17 protein-coding genes are annotated in these 14983 nt (G+C 58.1%); 9 read left to right on the top strand and 8 right to left on the bottom strand.

The genetic code is table 11. The annotated features are described in order from the left end of the window. Positions 1–49 precede the first annotated feature (49 nt). From U5K31_00540 to U5K31_00530, 3 genes are all read right to left on the bottom strand, one after another. Entirely contained in the window at positions 50–1420 is a 1371-nt protein-coding gene (locus U5K31_00540; GenBank protein MDZ7771230.1) for a replication-associated recombination protein A, read from the bottom strand. Positions 1421–1495: 75 nt separating this feature from the next. Continuing rightward, positions 1496–3046 (bottom strand): acyl-CoA carboxylase subunit beta, encoded by a 1551-nt coding sequence (locus tag U5K31_00535; GenBank protein ID MDZ7771229.1) that lies wholly within the window; start codon positions 3044–3046, stop codon positions 1496–1498. A gap of 11 nt (positions 3047–3057) precedes the next feature. Continuing rightward, positions 3058–4389, bottom strand: a complete 1332-nt coding sequence (locus tag U5K31_00530; protein ID MDZ7771228.1) for a hypothetical protein — start codon at positions 4387–4389, stop codon at positions 3058–3060. A 108-nt stretch (positions 4390–4497) separates the two neighbouring features. Between U5K31_00530 and U5K31_00525 the strand changes: the two genes are divergently transcribed. Next, a complete protein-coding gene (locus U5K31_00525) occupies positions 4498–5118 on the top strand; it encodes an ABC transporter ATP-binding protein (protein ID MDZ7771227.1) in 621 nt (206 codons plus the stop codon). Positions 5119–5335: 217 nt separating this feature from the next. Here the strand turns inward: U5K31_00525 and U5K31_00520 are convergent, their stop codons facing one another. After that, positions 5336–6238, bottom strand: coding sequence for an MBL fold metallo-hydrolase (locus U5K31_00520; GenBank protein MDZ7771226.1), 903 nt, complete (start codon positions 6236–6238; stop codon positions 5336–5338). Position 6239: 1 nt separating this feature from the next. Next, entirely contained in the window at positions 6240–6614 is a 375-nt protein-coding gene (locus U5K31_00515; GenBank protein MDZ7771225.1) for a co-chaperone GroES family protein, read from the bottom strand. A 141-nt stretch (positions 6615–6755) separates the two neighbouring features. Here U5K31_00515 and U5K31_00510 point away from each other — a divergent pair, with 141 nt between their 5' ends. Continuing rightward, entirely contained in the window at positions 6756–7622 is an 867-nt protein-coding gene (locus U5K31_00510; protein MDZ7771224.1) for an SDR family oxidoreductase, read from the top strand. 57 nt (positions 7623–7679) lie between these two features. Here the strand turns inward: U5K31_00510 and U5K31_00505 are convergent, their stop codons facing one another. The 3 genes from U5K31_00505 to U5K31_00495 are packed head-to-tail and all read right to left on the bottom strand — an operon-like array spanning position 7680 to position 8591. Then, positions 7680–8180 carry a hypothetical protein gene (locus tag U5K31_00505; protein ID MDZ7771223.1) on the bottom strand — a complete coding sequence of 167 codons (501 nt, stop codon included), beginning with the start codon at positions 8178–8180 and terminating at the stop codon, positions 7680–7682. 13 nt (positions 8181–8193) lie between these two features. Then, positions 8194–8358: a DUF1328 domain-containing protein gene (locus U5K31_00500; GenBank protein ID MDZ7771222.1), complete on the bottom strand. Its 165-nt coding sequence runs from the start codon at positions 8356–8358 to the stop codon at positions 8194–8196. A gap of 26 nt (positions 8359–8384) precedes the next feature. Next, on the bottom strand, positions 8385–8591 hold the full coding sequence (locus U5K31_00495) for a hypothetical protein (protein MDZ7771221.1): 207 nt from the start codon (positions 8589–8591) through the stop codon (positions 8385–8387). Positions 8592–8707: 116 nt separating this feature from the next. Between U5K31_00495 and U5K31_00490 the strand changes: the two genes are divergently transcribed. The 7 genes from U5K31_00490 to U5K31_00460 all read left to right on the top strand — a co-directional run bounded on the left by U5K31_00490 (position 8708) and on the right by U5K31_00460 (position 14627). Continuing rightward, entirely contained in the window at positions 8708–8851 is a 144-nt protein-coding gene (locus U5K31_00490; GenBank protein ID MDZ7771220.1) for a hypothetical protein, read from the top strand. A gap of 619 nt (positions 8852–9470) precedes the next feature. Beyond that, a complete protein-coding gene (locus U5K31_00485) occupies positions 9471–10163 on the top strand; it encodes a CsgE family curli-type amyloid fiber assembly protein (protein ID MDZ7771219.1) in 693 nt (230 codons plus the stop codon). A gap of 15 nt (positions 10164–10178) precedes the next feature. After that, positions 10179–10607, top strand: coding sequence for a curli assembly protein CsgF (locus U5K31_00480; GenBank protein ID MDZ7771218.1), 429 nt, complete (start codon positions 10179–10181; stop codon positions 10605–10607). Between the two features lie 154 nt (positions 10608–10761). Further along, positions 10762–11988: a CsgG/HfaB family protein gene (locus tag U5K31_00475; protein MDZ7771217.1), complete on the top strand. Its 1227-nt coding sequence runs from the start codon at positions 10762–10764 to the stop codon at positions 11986–11988. A gap of 603 nt (positions 11989–12591) precedes the next feature. After that, complete coding sequence (locus U5K31_00470; GenBank protein ID MDZ7771216.1) at positions 12592–13296, top strand: hypothetical protein; 705 nt, start codon at positions 12592–12594, stop codon at positions 13294–13296. A gap of 98 nt (positions 13297–13394) precedes the next feature. Then, the gene (locus U5K31_00465) at positions 13395–13994 is read left to right on the top strand and encodes a hypothetical protein (protein MDZ7771215.1); all 600 of its coding nucleotides are present in this window, start codon (positions 13395–13397) and stop codon (positions 13992–13994) included. A gap of 21 nt (positions 13995–14015) precedes the next feature. Continuing rightward, a complete protein-coding gene (locus U5K31_00460; GenBank protein ID MDZ7771214.1) occupies positions 14016–14627 on the top strand; it encodes a carboxypeptidase-like regulatory domain-containing protein in 612 nt (203 codons plus the stop codon). Positions 14628–14983: the final 356 nt, after the last annotated feature.

Raw genomic sequence — 14983 nt, 5'->3', positions numbered from 1 at the left:
CCACCTGAAAAATTCCTAAGGCCTAAATGGGACGATTCCTGGACCTTACTCACTTCTGCATATACTCCCGTTTAATTTTTTGGAGGCGGTCCCAGAGTTTGCCTTCGCGGCCGATGGTACCGGGATCGTACCAGGAGGCCTTTTCCAGTCCCTCGGGCAGGTACTGCTGGGGCGTCCAGTGGTGGGGATGGCTGTGGGGGTAGTCGTAGTCTTCGGAGGCGTTTTCCACGCCCAGGTAACGCGACTCCTTGCCGCTGGCGGTCTTGTCACGCAGATAGGGGGGCACCGGACCGATACCCTTTTCCCCGAGGTGGGAGCGAACCGAAAAGATGGCCCCGGTGCTGCTGCTCTTGGGCGCCAGACTCAGGTAGATGCATGCATGGGCCAGGAAGTAGAGTCCCTCGGGCATACCGCACTTGGTAAAGGCCTCGTGAGCGGCGTTGACCATGGTGAGGGCGTAGGGATCGGCCATGCCCACGTCCTCCGAGGCCAGGATGAGCATGCGCCGGAAGATGAAATTAGGGTCGTCGCCCCCCTCCAGCATGGCCGCCATCCAGTAGAGGGCGGCGTCCACGTCGGAGCCGCGCATCGACTTGATAAAGGCCGAAGCGTAGTGATAATGTTCGTCGCCGGTGCCATCGTAGCGCACCGACCGCTTCTGTATGCACTCTTTGGCCACCTCCAGGTCGATATGGACGACCCCCTCCCCGTCGGACTCGCTGGACAGCACCGCCACCTCCAGGGCATTGAGTGCATTACGGATGTCACCGCCCGCAAAGTCGGCCAGGTGCCGGCGGGCCGGGTCGGTGATGGCCACCTTCTTCCGGCCCAGTCCCCGCTCCTCGTCCTTCAGCGCCCGGTCAAGCATCGTCCGTACGTCGTCGGTGGTCAGATCGTGGAGCTCAAAAAGCTGGCAACGCGAGAGCAGGGGGCCCACCAGGGAGTAGAAGGGGTTTTCGGTGGTGGCGCCGATGAGGGTGATAATGCCGGACTCGACGTGGGGCAGCAGGGCGTCCTGCTGGGCCTTGTTCCAGCGGTGGATCTCGTCGACGAAGAGGATGGTCTTGCGGTCTTTCATCTTGCGGTAGGTCTCCGCGCGATCCACCACCTGGCGCAGGTCCTTGATGCCGTCCAGCACCGCGTTTAGCACTTCGAACTGGGCGTTAATCTCCCGCGATATCACGTGGGCCAGGGTGGTCTTGCCGCAGCTCGGGGGACCGTAGAAGACCATGGAGCCGATAACCCCGCTTTCGATCATGCGGTGCAGCATCTTGCCCTCCCCGACCACGTGCTCCTGTCCCACGAACTCGTCCAGGCTGCGGGGGCGCATGCGGGTGGCCAGCGGCTGGTGGGGATTGGCCCCGGGCTCCATGTGGGGAGCGTCCTGATCGCCGCCTGCACCTTCGTCGAAGAGGTTCATGGCATCGCTGCTTTTTAAAGTACGCCATTCTCCGCCGCGGACGTAAGACCGGCAGGAAGCCGGGCCTGATGCGCGTCAGAGCGGCAGATTGTCGTGTTTTTTCTTGGGCGTGTCGTCCACCTTGTTTTCGCTGATCCTGAGCGCCTTGATCAGCTTTTCACGGGTCTCACCCGGCAGGATGACATTGTCAATGAATCCCCGGTTTGCCGCCTTGTAGGGATGGGCGAATTGCTCCTTGTAGTAGTCGATGAGCTCCTGTTCCTTGGCCTCGGGATCGTCGGCCGCGGCAATCTCCTTTCGGAAGATAATCTCCACGGCGCCCTTGGGTCCCATAACCGCGATCTCGGCAGTAGGCCAGGCCACATTGTAGTCGGCCCGGATATGCTTGGAGTTCATCACGTCGTAGGCGCCCCCGTAGGCCTTGCGGGTAATGACGGTCATCTTGGGTACTGTGGCCTCGCAAAAGGCGTAAAGCAGCTTGGCGCCGTGCTTGATGATGCCGCCCCACTCCTGGTCGGTGCCGGGCAGGAAACCGGGTACATCCTCAAAAACGACCAGCGGAATGTTAAAGGCGTCGCAGAACCGTACAAAACGCGCGCCCTTCAGGGAGGCGTCAATATCGAGCACGCCGGCGAGCGAAAGCGGCTGGTTGGCCACAATACCCACGCTCCGCCCGTCGATGCGGGCGAATCCCACCACGATGTTGTCAGCGTAGTGTTCATGCACCTCCAGAAAGGAGTCGCGGTCCACAATCCCCTCGATGGCGTCCTTGATATCGTAGGGCTTGTTGGGGTTGTCAGGCACCAGGTCGTCCAGGGCTTTGGCTTTGGCCGGATCGGGATCCCTGGCTTCGGTGCCCGGCGGCTTCTCCTCGCAGTTCTGGGGGAGATATCCCATAAGGCTGCGCAGCTCCTTCAGGCAGAGGGCGTCGTTTTCCTCGGCGAAGTGGGCCACGCCTGATTTGGTGCTGTGGGCGCTGGCCCCGCCAAGTTCCTCGGAGGTCACCTCCTCGTGGGTCACCGTCTTCACCACGTTAGGACCCGTAACAAACATGTAGCTGGTGTTTTTCACCATGAAAATAAAGTCGGTGAGCGCCGGACTGTAGACCGCGCCGCCGGCGCAGGGCCCCATGACCGCGGAAATCTGCGGCACCACGCCCGAGGCCATGCTGTTGCGCCAGAAAACCTCGGCATAGCCCCCCAGGGAGGAGACCCCCTCCTGGATGCGCGCCCCGCCGGAATCGTTGAGACCGATGATGGGGACCCCGTTCTTCATGGCCAGGTCCATGATCTTGCAGATCTTTTCGGCATGGGTTTCCGAAAGCGAGCCGCCGAAGACCGTAAAATCCTGACTGAAGACGTAGACGGGCCGGCCGTGGATGGTGCCGTGTCCGGTCACCACGCCGTCACCCAGGGGCTGGCGGTCCTCCAGGCCAAAATCGGTACTCCGGTGCGTCACAAAGGGATCGATCTCCTCGAAAGAATCCTCATCCAGCAGCAAATCGAGACGCTCCCTGGCTGTCAGCTTGCCCTTGTCGTGCTGCTTCCTGATGCGGCGCTCCCCACCCCCCTTCTTCGCTTCTTCCCGTTGCTTTTTAAGCCACTCTACCTTGTCTTCGGAAGCCATCTAATTTGATTTTATTGGGATTCGTCGTCGGAAGGATTCATGAACCAGGACTGCAGACGGTCGGTAAAATCCACCGCTGGTTCGGAATACGGGTCCACCATGTTACGCTTGAAAATTTTCTGCTCGATATACCGGCTGGCACTTCGCCAGTCTTCCCGGGAAGCTATCTCCTCCAGGGCCCGGTCGTAGGCTCCGCCCGTGCCCCCGAAGAGTTCATTTACAAAATAGTCGCGCCGATACTCCAGAACACTCCTGAGCCGCGCGGCTCGGCCGCTACCGTTCCGCGACGCTTCGGCGGCTCCGGGATCATCTCCAGATTCGTCTTCCTCCTCCCGGCGCTCATGTTCCATGCCTTCGGCTTCATCGGGATCGAGGTAGCGCATCCACATGGGGGTGGATTCCTCCTCCTCGTCAACCGCCGGGGCAGGCGGTTCTACTTCCGCATCGGGACGCGGCACTTCATGCTCCCCGGGATCCCCGGATTCATCTCCGGCAAATAAGGCGTTAAGACTCTCTTCGCGTGATTCGTTGCCCTCCTCTGCGGATGCCAAACCGGGATCGACGGCGGCAGATTTCTCCGAGCCGGAAGCCGCCTCCCGCTCCCGCTCTTCGGCAGGTGATGGCGCTTCTTCCTGCCCGGAAAGGAGGCCGCGCAGCGCCTCGCGGTCCAGGTCGTCGCCGTACTCCAGCATGCGTTCGGCCCGGTGGGCCATCTCCTTGTCGCGGAAAAAATCGGCTAGCAGGCCGGAAGGAACCCGGCCGCCTGTCAGTTCGAAAAGAGGATCGAGCAGCTCCATCCAGTCCCCCGCCTCGTAACCCTGACAGAACCTGCGGTCCGCCCGGCTGATGATGGAGGCGCACCGTTCACGTTCCAGAGACTCCAGCTCCTTCTTCTCCATATACCGGGGCAGCAGGGAGTGAAAATGAACATAGACCACCAGCCACGACAGGCGCCGCTCCAGACGGCTGCGGTCCAGTTTTCGCTCGCTGCCGAACAGTAGACGAGGAATGACCTCGCGGGGCCGCACAAGGAGTTCCAGGCAGCCCTCCACCGCTTCCCGTATTTCCTCGCGGGCATGATTTTGAGGAAGGCGAAGCGACGCAGCAGCGCTTTCCATATAGTCCTCCCACCGTCGCTGGACCTCAGCGGACTGGAGATCGGCCCACGGGGTGCGGGGCGCCTTGAGGGATTCCAGCAGGCGGCGGCGCACCTGCAGCAGAAGTCGCTGCCTCAAAAAGGAGGGCAGTTCCAGGTTATGCAACTCATCCGCTGTATGATACTGCCTGTCGGCAGGCAGGCGGTCGAGAAAACGGTCTGTAATGTCGTCTATGAGTCGGTCCATGAAATTTTTGGAAATATATAGCCTTCGCCTTGGCAAAACAACCAGTGCATGCGCAGGATGGGTGCGATGCGAATTGGCGCTTTCCGGCCGGATTTTTACCTTGCTGCCATGCTTGCACTGCAGATCCGCAACCTTCGCAAATCCTACGGCTCCCATACGGTCTTCAGGGAACTCAGCCTGAAACACGACGGCGGCACGCTCGGCATCGCCGGGCTCAACGGCTCGGGCAAGTCCACCCTCCTTCGCTGTATCGGGGGACTTCTGAAACCCGATGACGGCGACCTCGGGTGGCTAAGGGACGGAACGCCCCTTGGAGACAATGAGGTCAAAAGGATGTTGGGCTACGCTGCGCCCTATATTTCGCTCTACGGAGAGCTCAGTCCGCGAGAAAACCTCTCCTTTATTCTTCGGCTGAGGAAGGAGCGGCCCGACGACCGGCGCACCGACGCGTTGCTGGAGTGGGTGGGACTCGCCAGCCACGTCGACCGTCCCTTCGGCAAACTGTCAACAGGTCAGAAGCAGCGGGCCAGGCTGGCCTCCGCGCTGGTCCACGATCCCGACATCCTGCTGCTGGACGAACCCGGAAGCAACCTGGACGAGGAGGGGCAGCGTCTGGTGGCGCAGATCGCCGCCCGGTTTCGCAGCAGCGGCCACATGCTGGTCATCGCCTCCAACAATTCCGATGAGCTGGATCTCTGCGAGCGGGTCTTTTCAGTGGCGAAGCACTAGAAATCCGTCTACAATTCTCCCCTGCAACGCTCACCGCGGCAGCACTCCTCTACGTTGATGCCGCAGGAGGCGCACTGTCCGTGGCCGTGTACCCAGACCACCGGGGCGCGGGTACCGCAATAGACGCAGCGCCGTTGCTCGCGGCAGGTCGAAGCCGTCGAGCTGTCACGGGCAGATGACCCCGGCTGATCTGCCGTACGGATTCGGCTGTTTGTCATCAATCCTCGGTTAGCTCCTGATAGATTACGTCCAGATTCTGCGAGAGGGTCCACCAGTCGGCGTACTGGAATTCCTCGAATCCCTCCATAACCTCCAGATCAGTAACTTCGGCCCGGCTCTCGCCCGCCTGCACGCCTTTTTGAACGTGCTCCACCATCGTCTCCAGATAGTTTCGCATCACGGCCACATCGTCGCGGTCACCCTCCACTCCGAAATCCGGTTTGCCGTGGCCGAATACAAAGATGGCATCGGAGGGATAACACTCCCGCACGACGTCCAGGATGGTGATCCAGTTGTGAATGGAGGCGCCCGCCGTCCGGTCGGCATAGGGATTCATGCGATTGAAGACCAGGTCGCCCATATGCACCACGTTGGCCTGCTCGAAGTAAACCACGGAGTCGCCGCTGGTGTGTCCTCTGCCAAAATAACGAAGGTGAAGGGTTTCGTCGCCCAGGTCGGTCTGCCAGCTCTGGGCATAGGTGGTGTCGGGTACCGGCGGAGGTTCTTCCTCGCCCGCGGCCTGCCGCATCAGCCCCGGCACGTTTTCATGCGCGGCAATGGTGCGGGCTGCCTCGCGGAGCGCGGCGTTGCCGGCCGTATGGTCCCCGTGGTGGTGGGTGTTGACCAGCAGGTCGAGCGCGCCGCCGTACTCCTCCTGGAAGCCATCCAGGAAGGTCCTGGCCGACTCAGGATACTGCGAGTCGACCGCGGCCAGGGCCTCTCCATTGGCCAGCCAGCCGATAGTACCGCCCCGTTCGGTAAAGTAACCCACGTTCCGGCGCAGGGTTACAAAGCGCTCCATGGGCAGACGCGCCGCATGCAGGGCGGCCAGTTTTTGCAGGGGAAGCATGGTGCCGGCCCCGGCCAGGGCACCGCGAACCAGAAATTGTCTTCTGTCCATATCAGACCTCCATGTCCTCCCGGATCAGCAGCAGAACGGACCCGTGGGGGACAATCATGTATTTTTCGTGTTCGAATTCTATTTCGTGGGCCTGGCTCTTCAGAAAGATGGCCAGGTCGCCCTCCTCGGCCTGCATGCCGATATAACGCGTTTTACTGGTATCCTCCTTCCAGGGTTCGTCCACCTCCTGGGAGGGAATGGGATAGCCCGGTCCCGTCTTGATTACGTAACCGCTTTGAATCTCCTCTTTCTCCTTCACCGTGGCCGGGAGCACCAGTCCGCTCTTGGTACGCATTTCCATATCGCGCGGTTTGATAAGCACGCGGTCGCCCACCACGACGAATTTTTCGACGGAATTCAGGTAGTCTTGAATCATTCAGTTGCCGGTTTTCGTTCAATAAGATGATCCAAGGTACGAGTTGTATTCCAGAAATCGAACAGCGCCGTGCCCGACGGCCTCAGGACGGGCCCGCGGCGACCCAGACAGGGAACAACCGGAAAACAAACTTCATCCGTTATGGACCTTGCCAATAAACTCTGCGTAGTCACGGGCGCCAACGCAGGCATAGGAAAGGAGGTGGCACAAGCTTTCGCATCACGCGGCGCCTATCTGGTCATGATCTGCCGCAACGAGGAACGAGGCCTCAAGGCGCGGGACGATATCGTGCGGGCTACCGGAAACAGCGGCGTGGAGGTGCTGCTGGCCGACTTCGCCTGGCAGTACGAAATACGGGAGGTTGCCTCCCACATCGCCGCAAAGTTCGAGCAGGTAGACGTGCTGGTCAACAACGCAGGCACGGTGCTCAGCCACAGAGAGGAGACCCTGGACGGGGTCGAGAAAACCTTCGCCATCAACCACCTGGCCCCCTTCCTGCTGACCAACCTGCTCATGGAGCGGCTGCTCGCCGCCCCGGACGGCCGGGTTGTCACCGTCTCCTCGGGCGCCCACCGTACGGGCGCCGGGGCCTTCCACCTGGGCAATCTGCAGCTGGACACCAGCTGGTCTTCCTACCGCGCCTACGGTCTGTCCAAGCTCTGCAACATCATGTTTACACACGAACTGGCCCGCCGGACCCGCGGCACCGCACTCAGCGCATTCTCCATGCACCCCGGCGTGGTGAATACGCGCCTGACCAAGGAGGCTGGCTGGCTCACCCGCATGGCGTGGAACCTGGGAAGGCCCTTTATGCGCAGCCCCGAAAAGGGAGCGGAGACAATCGTGTGGCTGGCCGAAGACGACAGAGTACCGGAGCGGACCGGGGGCTACTTTAAGGATCGCTCGGAACAGGAACCCCATCCCCTGGCCCGCGACAACGAACTGACGGAAGAGCTCTGGGAGATCAGCGCACGCCTCTGCAGCCTGGGTACGGAAGCACAGGTCTAGGGAAATACCGGGGAAACCGCAGGAGCGGCTGCGGCCAGGAAGAGCTGGCAAGTCGCATTAGATAGGATATAGAAAACGTTTCCAGCGCAGGTTGCGCGCGCGACGGCGCAGCTCCTCGAAATGCTCGTCGGTGAGGCCGTCGGAGGAGGGGTCGTAATCGATCTCATCGAACAAGGAGACATGCTGCTCTACGCCAAGGCAGCGAAGAAAGGTGACAAGCTGGCCGCGCGCCCATTTGCTCCAGTGCTGCTCCAGGACCTCCATGACGGAAGCCCAGCGGGAGGGGTTGACGGAAAGCTCCAGCCCAAGTCCGATTGCGTCGTCCACCGAATCGCTGTCGAGGCAGCGATGGACCAGCACGTCGAGGGGTTCCGGGGCAGGCTCCACGCGCATCACCTTGGGCCCGCGCTCCTCTCCCCTGGCACGCGGAAAATAACTCTTCCACATGTTGTTGGTGGACGGGTGGTGGTAGTAGACTTCCCAGCTCTTGGGGTCCTTGCGGAGCTGGGTCATCTCCCGAATTAGCATGATCTGTCGGTCTCGGTCAACTACGTACATGGTAAATTGACTTTCATATGCCGCTTCTGCGTCCAAGCAGCAGGGAGAGTACAAAAAGAACCAGGAAAATGTAAAACAGGATCTCCGCGATTCCCGCGGCGGACCCGGCAATTCCACCGAAGCCCAGGACGGCGGCGATAATAGCAATAACGAGGAATGTAATGCTCCAGCGTAGCATGATTTTCGGCTTAAAGGGTTAAATACTTAAGCGTCCGAAGAAGCTTTCAACAGGAAGAAGCCCACGATCATGACCACCGCCGAAGCGATAACGGGCACGGGGTCGCCCGAACTGATCACCACGTCGGCGCCCAGGAATCCGAAGCTTTCGGAGTTGTTGATGTAGTTGATTCCGGTATAGACCAGGCATGCCAGTCCTCCAAGCGAAAGCAGATATCCGAAGAAAGCTCTCATAACGTTTGGTTCTTGGTTGGGATTACAGGCATTGAGACCGTCAACGCGACAAATTGTTCCGTATATATTTAAAACTTACCGAAAACATTCAGGTATCAACCGAAGGCCACCCTGGCATGGTCAACCGGGAACTCAAGGCCGCTTCCGCCAAGCCCATGGTGCTCCCCATCCTCTCCCACGGGGAGAGCTACAGGTACCGCATGATTTCCGATGAGCTAATCCGCTCGAACTGTAAGGTCAGGGACAGCGGCTGCAAGTAAAAATATTTCTTCCTGACCGAGAATGGTGACAACAAACTGGTGGCCAAAAAGCTACCGTGAAGAAGGTTCACGGGATGCTCCAGCAAATCCTAGGACCGGCTCCCCAGCTGTTGGCACCCGGAAGGCCGCGGTCCAAAAACGCCACAGTCGGTCAGCGGCCGCTATAATGGCACAGCAATACCTGTAAACTGGCATAATTACAAAATAAATACCCTAGGGCTTTATACCTATATATTATCCTAGATTTATTAGAACTTCTTTAATTTGCACTAACATTTTGAAGGGCTGACCCCGATTTATTATAATGGAATTGACTTGAAAAGAGGCCTCTATGACTACCTGGTAAGTAGTCCTTCGATCTAGAGACAAGTTAGCAATCAGGGTAGGGATCCATAGTCCCTGGCGGATGTGTTTTCAAAAATATATGGACACATTCGCATTCCGGGTTTTCGCCCGGGGACATTTTCCGGCCACATCCTGCCGGAAGGTGTAAAACGGCGCGGCTGCAATAAACAACCGTATGCCGAGAGATAGCGGACTAGTGACTAACTAGAATGCGAACTATTTATCAAAGGTAAGGATGTATTTCTGGGATTTAGGGTTCTCCTGTGTACTTGCTTTGTTTCTCCTGTCCGGCGGATCGGTCCAAGCGCAGCATAACAACGCGCCAGCCGATACCACCTTACATGCGACTGTCACCAACGACACCCTTCCCTCCTATTTCCTCTCCCACGGTTACTTCAACCAGCTTATCACACCGGGTGACTCCCTCGGCTATAACGTGGCGTCATCCCAACAGCGCATGACCGCAACCTCGCAAGGCAGGCTGTATGGCACCAGGGAGCGCGGTATTGCCGACAGCACCGACCGGGCCATGCTCAACAAGCTGAGAAAAGCCTTCGGTACACTGATGGAAAGCAAGCCTGACAGCGCCGCTGCAGCTTCCGACACCGTACGTGCCGACACATCCGGACTCCGCAACCAGACTGATCCGAATGGCCTCAATCTGGGGGGCATGATCCTAGACGAGACCATCACGCGAATAGGCAGCAATTTCTACTCCATTTTTTACCAGAACTGGGAGGATCCCTCTGGTGTGGGCAATTTCATGATCACCGTTGGCGAGCAGCCCATACCCAGCCTGGGATCCATTGTGACGATCGAAATTGACGACCGTCTGGTGTACCGGCAACGCCTTCAGCCGCGCTACTACCAGGCCAAGCGGCAGGCCGAGCAGGCCGTGCAGATCTGCCGGAGGGCGCTGCAGGCCATTAAGGCCAACCAGAACCAGATAACCGGATATCAACCTTAACCAAGTACTGTAATTATGAAACCTACGACACTGCTCAGTTTGATGGTCGCCGCAGGACTCCTGCTCATGAGTTCTCCACGGCAGGCCACAGGCCAGGACCTGGTCTATACACCGATGAACCCGGCCTTCGGGGGAAGTCCCTACAACTACTCCTGGCTGATGAACTCTGCAAACTCCCAAAACAAGTATACTGCGGATGGCGGCTTCGGACAGCAGGACCCCCTGCAGAATTTCGGCCAGTCCCTGCAACGGCAGATCCTCTCCCAGCTGACGAGGCAGATCGTGGAGGACCGCTTCGGCAATCTCAACCTGAATCAGCAGAACTCCTTCGAGTTCGGTGAATTCAACATCGAGGTTTCCCCGGGTCCGCAGGGCATAACCATCACCCTATTCAATACGGGTAGCGGCGAACAGACCACCATAACTATCCCCAATAACTTTTAGAACTCATAAGTAGATTTTGATGAAACATATTGTCCACATATCGCTCATCAGTTGCCTCCTTGCCGCCGCAGGCTGCACCGCGGCCCTGCATCCCATGCAGACTGAGCGGGTTCGGCCGGGTATGGAAAGCAAAGTGCAAGAGAGTCTAGAACAGATGCCCGATCCTCAAAGCAAGGTAGTGGCCGCCGTGTATCGCTTCCGCGACCAGACCGGCCAGTACAAGGCCAAAGCCCAGGGTGCCAGCTGGTCTACCGCTGTCACCCAGGGGGCCACCTCCATCCTGATCGAATCGATGGAGGATTCCGGCTGGTTTACGCCCATTGAACGGGAAGGGGTTTCCAATCTGCTGAACGAACGACAGATCATCCAGCAGACCCGCCAGCAGAACGGGCAGCCGAGCAATCTTCCGCCCCTGCTCTACGCCGGCGTGATTCTGGAAGGCGGCATCATCGGCTACGACACCAACGTAATTACGGCCGGGGGCGGCCTGCGATACCTGGGCACGGGGGGATCGGGGCAGTACCGCAAGGACCAGGTGACCATCTACCTGCGCGCAGTTTCCACTCAGACCGGCCGCGTCATGAAAACGGTCCACACCACCAAGTCCATAATCTCACAAGAGCTTAAAAGCGGTGCCTTCCGCTTCGTGGATACCCAGAGGCTGCTGGAAGCCGAGGCCGGATTTACCTACAACGAACCGCCCGTGATGGCGGTGACCGAAGCCATCGACGAGGCCGTGAAGACCCTGGTGGTAGAAGGAGTGGAAGACGGCCTTTGGAGCCCAAGCGACACGACCGCCTACAACGATTACAAGCAGAAATACCACAATCAAAAAGAGAGGGAGCGGCAAGCCGAAGCAGACTACTTCGGACTCATGGAAGACCACGAGTTGAGAAGCGGTTTCGATCTGACGGCGCAGTTTACCACCGGCAGCCATATAGGCAGCTATCCTTCACCCTATACACGCATAGGTGGCGGGCTGCAGGCCGAACAGTTTCTGAGCTCCCGCTACTCGCTGGGGCTGAACCTGCAGCGTTCCAGCATCGGAGCCCGAAACGCATTTTCGGAACCTTTTTCCAGCGCTGACTTGATGTTGAACACCTATCTGCTGCCCACCCGGAAATTTTCGCCCTACCTGGGCGTGGGAGGCGGTGTGCTGGCCTACGATGACACGCCCGACTTTGCCGACCGTCAGTTCTATCCGGCGGTCAGTGCGACGGCAGGCATCGACTATCGGATCTCCCGCAGCGTCGGGGTTCAGCTTGGCTTCAACTACCGCTACCTGATGCAGGACGGGGTGGACGGAGTTACCCTAGGAACGATTAACGATCAGCAATGGAATATCACAGCCGGCATCAGCATCAATCCCGACATCTTTTAACAGGAACTGAAATCGAAAGGAATAACAAACCAATAAACCGATGGAAAGGAAAGGAAACAGAAATAAAGAGGGGCAACGCCAAGGAACCTTACTTGCGTAAGGTTGTGGACCCTTCAGCGCTGCCCCGATGAGCGAAATATAACCATTATTACGCTCATCTTCATCATCCCGGCAGTGCCCTCCCAGAGGGTGGCCGTAAAGGAGGCAGCCTTATCTTTTCCCTATTCAAAAAAATTCTATGACTGACCCATGACATATAACGTCACCGCACACGCACTCCGTTGACCTGAGAAATTCTGAACCAGGAAAATGGAGTAAGGGGCGTGGAGCAACGCCAAGGAACCTTGCTTACGCGAGGTTGTGGACCCTTCAGCGCTGCCCGGGACACTCGCAAGGGTGATCTCATCACGCACCTTACTCCACCCCATTCCATTGATCATCAATGGAATGAACCTCGGTGAATGGGGTCCCATTCACCTTAACCCTAAATAACCAAAAGGTGCATACATTATGAGATCACTCAAGAAAACCTTCACAATGCTTTTGAGTGCAGTTTTTGCACTCTTCCTCGCCTTCACAGGCGTTCAAGCACAGGATGCCGACATGAACCAATCCGGATCAGGTAACACGGGCGACATCGTCCAGACCGAAACCGGCACCTACTCGATGGCCTACATCGAGCAGTCGGCCGACAACGGTTCGGCAACCATCTTCCAGGGTGACTTCCAGGGTGGTAACTTTGGCGACTTCGGCGAAGCCCACATCTACCAACTGAGCGGAAGCGGCAACGAAGCTTCCATCAAACAGCGCTCTCACGGCGTCTGGAACGACCATGAAATCACCCAGCGCGGTGTCGCCAACTCGGCCAGCATCGACGCCTACAATGGCGGCCAGCGCGGCGACATCTACCAGCAGGGCACCAACAACTCGGCGACCCTGAAACAGGCGCATAGCGGCATCAACCGTGCCGACATTGACCAGGGCGGTAGTGGCAACGGCTACAACGTGGTCGGCAACACCGCCACCGTCCAACAGAACCGGGGTGACAACAACTACGCCCGCGTACGCCAGGCCGGTGACGGAAACACCATTGCAGGCTCCGCCATCGACCGCGATGGACTTGGTTGGTACGGCATCCAACAGCAAGGACACGACAACGATGCCTATGCCATCCAGACCGGAAGTTTCAATACCGGCGCCATCTCCCAGTTTGGCATGCATGACGATGCCAACCTGGTCCAGAGCGGCCTCGGTAACACCGGTTCCATCATCCAGGGTACCAATCCGGCCGCCATGGGTGGAAGCTAAACGCTTCTAATAATTCACCGAGCAGGGTGACACCCCTTGACCGGGGTGTCTCCTCTTCATTCCACATACAACCGCAGCGCAACCCACGGAGGTTTGCCATGAAATACGCAACCCACTTTACATTCATACTTGCCATGCTGCTCGCTGGCTCGATCGGGGTACATGCCCAGGACGGGGAGGCCTTCATCGAGCAGACCGATAACCCCGGGATCACCCATAACGAGGCAGTCACCGAGTTCACCGGCCAATACATCAGCGGTGGAGCCGGCCTGGCCGGAAACGGGATTCCCATTCCCCTTTCGGCCTTCAACGAGGCCATCCTGACCCAGACCGGCAACTTCAACACCGGCCATATAGAGCAGTTCGGCTACGGCAACAAGGCCATTCTGACCCAGAAAGGCAACCGCAGTACAGGCATCATCAGGCTCTACGGCCTTCAAAATGAGGCACGCATCATCCAGCACAGCAATTCCTGGTTAAAGGCCACGCTGGGCGGTGCCACGAACAAACTCGATTTCGAGCAGCCCTCAAACAGCAGCGTGCTGTTCCAGATCACCGGCATCAACAACCGATTTGACGCCGTACAGCACGGAAATTCTGTTTCACTTTACGAAGATGGCGCGGGAGGATCTCCCTACATGACCATCTCCAAAACCTCCGGCACTATTCCCGTAATCGTCAACCGAATCAACTTTTAATCAGATCATAGAGGGTCCCCTATGAAAAACCAACTGGTAATTCTACTTATAGCAGTCGGTCTCATGACCGTGGGCTGCACCAAGGAAACCGTCGATCCGGTGCAGTACGGCTCCATCCAGGGCCAAGTCATCAATTCGAACAACAATCAGGGCGTAGCCAATGCCAACGTCACGACCAGTCCGGCGACCAACTCCATCCTCACGGGCAACGACGGCACTTTCCGTCTCGACGAGGTGCCCACGGGCAGCTACACCATTTCGGCTTCCAAGCCGGAGGTGGGTTCCCACTCGGTAAGCATACAGGTGAGGGAGGGGCGCACCGCATCGGCAGAGATATACCTGGGCGGAGGCAGTGCTTCCAACCTGCAGGCCGAGGTGATCTCGTGGGAGCGCAGCGAGAGCAACGACAGCCTCTTCGCGCACGTCGAGTACCGCGTGCAGAACACGAGTTCCAATTCCGGCATCGGTGAGTACGAGATCTATTTCGGCGTCTATACCGACGTCAACGATTACTACCACGAGGTGTCGGGCACCGAACTGGGTCCCCGTGAACAGAACTTTCGTAACTTCATGCGCTACATCGACCGGGGCAGCATCGATTCCGTGCGAATTCATGACATTTGGACAAACTGAATAGACAGTTATCCTGCTAGATGGCTCTGTCAAATATAAAGATAGGAATATGAGATATACGCCCGAGCGGGGCATATAAGAATATCCTGCGGCTCTCTCGCTGCTTCTATCGCTTACCAGGCGATACATCCCTGCCCTAGTTGCGGGGGAGCCGCTCTTATTGCGCGACACCCCAAGTCCTCCCGTCCTGCCTCGGGGGGGCTTGGTTTATAAGGGAACATGTAAAAAGGTGAGCCGGCCTGCCCTTCCGGCTCACTCTTGTTATCGGCCTTAATCTGCCTAAACTTAAAATTTTTTAATACAATGGGCAATTTTGTCCACGTCACATAAAATAAAAGCCTCCCAATAGCCATAAG

The organism is Balneolaceae bacterium (assembly GCA_034521445.1).
GTDB lineage: Bacteria > Bacteroidota > Rhodothermia > Balneolales > Balneolaceae > JAXHMM01.
This window is presented reverse-complemented; position numbering and strand designations above follow the sequence as displayed.

Bases quoted from the DNA above. Each gene is read 5' to 3' on its own strand.
- U5K31_00540 (MDZ7771230.1), bottom strand. From the start codon at position 1,420: ATGAACCTCTTCGACGAAGGTGCAGGCGGCGATCAGGACGCTCCCCAC.
- U5K31_00535 (MDZ7771229.1), bottom strand. From the start codon at position 3,046: ATGGCTTCCGAAGACAAGGTAGAGTGGCTTAAAAAGCAACGGGAAGAA.
- U5K31_00530 (MDZ7771228.1), bottom strand. From the start codon at position 4,389: ATGGACCGACTCATAGACGACATTACAGACCGTTTTCTCGACCGCCTG.
- U5K31_00525 (MDZ7771227.1), top strand. From the start codon at position 4,498: ATGCTTGCACTGCAGATCCGCAACCTTCGCAAATCCTACGGCTCCCAT.
- U5K31_00520 (MDZ7771226.1), bottom strand. From the start codon at position 6,238: ATGGACAGAAGACAATTTCTGGTTCGCGGTGCCCTGGCCGGGGCCGGC.
- U5K31_00515 (MDZ7771225.1), bottom strand. From the start codon at position 6,614: ATGATTCAAGACTACCTGAATTCCGTCGAAAAATTCGTCGTGGTGGGC.
- U5K31_00510 (MDZ7771224.1), top strand. From the start codon at position 6,756: ATGGACCTTGCCAATAAACTCTGCGTAGTCACGGGCGCCAACGCAGGC.
- U5K31_00505 (MDZ7771223.1), bottom strand. From the start codon at position 8,180: ATGTACGTAGTTGACCGAGACCGACAGATCATGCTAATTCGGGAGATG.
- U5K31_00500 (MDZ7771222.1), bottom strand. From the start codon at position 8,358: ATGCTACGCTGGAGCATTACATTCCTCGTTATTGCTATTATCGCCGCC.
- U5K31_00495 (MDZ7771221.1), bottom strand. From the start codon at position 8,591: ATGAGAGCTTTCTTCGGATATCTGCTTTCGCTTGGAGGACTGGCATGC.
- U5K31_00490 (MDZ7771220.1), top strand. From the start codon at position 8,708: ATGGTCAACCGGGAACTCAAGGCCGCTTCCGCCAAGCCCATGGTGCTC.
- U5K31_00480 (MDZ7771218.1), top strand. From the start codon at position 10,179: ATGAAACCTACGACACTGCTCAGTTTGATGGTCGCCGCAGGACTCCTG.
- U5K31_00475 (MDZ7771217.1), top strand. From the start codon at position 10,762: ATGCCCGATCCTCAAAGCAAGGTAGTGGCCGCCGTGTATCGCTTCCGC.
- U5K31_00470 (MDZ7771216.1), top strand. From the start codon at position 12,592: ATGAACCAATCCGGATCAGGTAACACGGGCGACATCGTCCAGACCGAA.
- U5K31_00465 (MDZ7771215.1), top strand. From the start codon at position 13,395: ATGAAATACGCAACCCACTTTACATTCATACTTGCCATGCTGCTCGCT.
- U5K31_00460 (MDZ7771214.1), top strand. From the start codon at position 14,016: ATGAAAAACCAACTGGTAATTCTACTTATAGCAGTCGGTCTCATGACC.